This is a genomic window from Fibrobacter sp. (assembly GCF_045601785.1).
Classification (GTDB): domain Bacteria; phylum Fibrobacterota; class Fibrobacteria; order Fibrobacterales; family Fibrobacteraceae; genus Fibrobacter.
Genome location: NZ_JAZSAF010000027.1, coordinates 1 through 2,502, shown reverse-complemented (window position 1 = coordinate 2,502; position 2,502 = coordinate 1). Strand labels below are relative to the sequence as shown.

Annotated in this window: 3 protein-coding genes and 2 rRNA genes; all 5 read left to right on the top strand. The window is 46.1% G+C overall.

The features are described 5' to 3' along the window. Nucleotides 1-170: ribosomal RNA gene (locus tag ACKI61_RS04480) — 23S ribosomal RNA — on the top strand; the annotation flags it as partial. Between the two features lie 111 nt (nucleotides 171-281). Beyond that, nucleotides 282-396: ribosomal RNA gene (gene rrf / locus ACKI61_RS04475) — 5S ribosomal RNA — on the top strand. Nucleotides 397-683: 287 nt separating this feature from the next. Beyond that, nucleotides 684-1,520 (top strand): TIGR02147 family protein, encoded by an 837-nt coding sequence (locus tag ACKI61_RS04470; RefSeq protein WP_407456580.1) that lies wholly within the window; start codon nucleotides 684-686, stop codon nucleotides 1,518-1,520. Further along, nucleotides 1,510-2,184 carry a hypothetical protein gene (locus ACKI61_RS04465; RefSeq protein WP_407456579.1) on the top strand — a complete coding sequence of 225 codons (675 nt, stop codon included), beginning with the start codon at nucleotides 1,510-1,512 and terminating at the stop codon, nucleotides 2,182-2,184. Before ACKI61_RS04470 ends, ACKI61_RS04465 begins: the two co-directional genes overlap by 11 nt. A gap of 30 nt (nucleotides 2,185-2,214) precedes the next feature. Next, nucleotides 2,215-2,502, top strand: a 288-nt coding sequence (locus ACKI61_RS04460) for a hypothetical protein (RefSeq protein ID WP_407456578.1), incomplete at its 3' end; no start/stop codon positions are given.

Genomic DNA, 2,502 nt, shown 5'->3' with positions numbered 1-2,502 from the left:
GATCGGAGAAACGCTGAAGGCATCTAAGCGTGAAGCCGTTCCCAAGATCAGGTCTCGCGGGGGCAACCCCATGTAGGGCCGTCGTAGACTACGACGTCGATAGGCCGCAGGTGTGAGCGTGGCGACACGTTGAGCCGAGCGGTACTAATAGCCCGGTAGAGCTTTTCCCTTCTTTTCAACGATCCGGTTCGACACGCGTTGCGTGGGCAGCCCGGACCCGCCAGGCTTCAGGACCTGTGCAGGACACTTTTTCGACAACACGTTGTCGCCTATGACATTGTTTCAGCGGTTACCGAGAGGGGGTCATACCCGTTCCCTTTCCGAACACGGAAGTCAAGCCCCTCATCGCCGATGGTACCTGGCCCACGGGCCCGGGAGAGTAGGTCGCCGCTGGATTCACGCCCCCCAGAAGGTAAACCTTCCAGGGGGCTTTTTTTATATACCGCTCGCGCTATCAAATAGCGTTTTAACCAGAAATACATTTTTTAAGACCTGATTTCATGAAATTCGGGCTGAGAGCATTTGCTGAAGTGCTTGCGCACATTCTGCAAAGTGTATTCAAAGCGTATTCAATTTTATGGTAAATGTAGAATTATTTTAAAAATGTGATTTTATATAAAAAAATAGCCTTATTTGTATTAAAAATGTTGACGCTGTAGGAATTCGTGTGTAGATTTGGTATTATGGATTCCATATTGCAATATCAGGACTTTAGGCGTTTTTTGCAGGATTTTTACGATTGGAAAAAGCGAACATCTGCCTTCTCTTGGCGCATTTATTCGAAAATGGGGGGATTCACATCACCTGTATTCATGAAGCAGGTATGCGAAGGCAAGGCAAATCTCGGAAAAAAGGCTGCCATCAAGGTAGCAGACGCCTTTGGATTTGTCGGTGGCGAGCGCGACTACTTCTTCAACATGGTTCAGTATGCGCAGGCAAAAACCGACGAGAAGAAGCATTTTGCATACGTAGAGATGCAATCCATTTTGCGGGCGAACAAAGTCCATCACATCGGTGCAGAAACTTTCAGGTATTATGATTCCTGGATACATCCCGTCGTGCGTGAGCTGGCACCATCCATGCCAGGGGCGATGCCCAAGGAGATTGCAAAAAAATGCATTCACGATGTCTCTGCCACACAGGTGAAGGAGTCCATTGATTTCCAGGTCAATGCAGGAATTCTCCAAAAGACCGGAGACGCAACCTACAAGCAAACAGATAAATTGCTGGCTGGCGATACCCAGGCCATTTCGCTGGCAGTTCGTTCGATGAACAAGCAAATGGCGGATTTTGCAGTAGATGCAATAGACCGTTTCTCTGCAGATGAGCGATTCATTTCAGGAATCACCATGGGTGTCTCGAATGATGCCTACGGCAAGATTGTGGAAGTCTTGCGCAAATGCCGCGAGCAGGTTCAAGACATCATTCTGAACGATAGCAAGACAGAACAGGTGCTCCGGCTGAACCTGCAACTTTTCCCGTTGACTCAAAAGATCGAGGGAAACGAAAATGAAAAATAAGATGTTTGGAAAATATTTTGCTTCTATAGTGATGTGCGCATTGGCGTGGGCTGTCGTTGGCTGTTCAGAACCTTCTACTGCGGGTGGAACCGTAGACGGTAATTCGGTGGCAGATTTTTCTGCAGATGAAAAGGCTATTCTGGAGCACCAAGTAGACTCTACAAAGGCATTCGCCGATGCAGAAAATGCAGCTATAGGTGACCATGCGTTCGATTCGACTGTTTACTGGTTTGAAATTTATTTCAAGGGAAAACGGGAAAACTATTTCGCTTACGAACAGGAGAATCCCTACTCTTATTGCTATGTCAATGTATATCCATCAGAATATGGAGTGCAGACGATAGGATATGGGTCTATGTTAAATGGAATAGCGGGTTATATTCGGACATTCTTCCTTACGGCCGGTGACGAAGGTGTCGTTTATCACGAAAAACTAGACGGATACTACTATGATGAGTATTCTTGCGAAAAAGACTATGCCGATTTTGAGAAGAGCTGCAATGCCGAAGGCCGGACTCTGTTCCGCCACCTGGTAAGATGTCAAGACTCCCCAACATTGCATTTGACTTGCTCGTATTCTGAAGAACATTTAACGGAAAGTCCTGAAGCGATTTTGGAACACTATGCAGAAAAAATGAAAAACTGGTGCTTGGAGAACAGGTAGAGTTTAATCACTTCAAACTAAGAGAGAATAATGTTAAAAAAAATCGTATTAATTCTAATTTTTTTCTTTGCGTTAGGAGCTTTTGCCGAAGACTGGGATGGCTCAACTTCAAAGCCGTCATCAAAGAAAATTGACGGTGTTGAATATTACGTTATCACAAGCCCGAGTGAACTGGCGTGGTTTGCTTACCAGGTGAACAACAAGAGTGCCAGCAAGATAAACGCCGTACTGGGCAACGATATCCATTTCATGGACGACGACTCTACGACCAGCACGGTACCATGGACCGCAATCGGATTTGCAGATTCAACCGTTTTC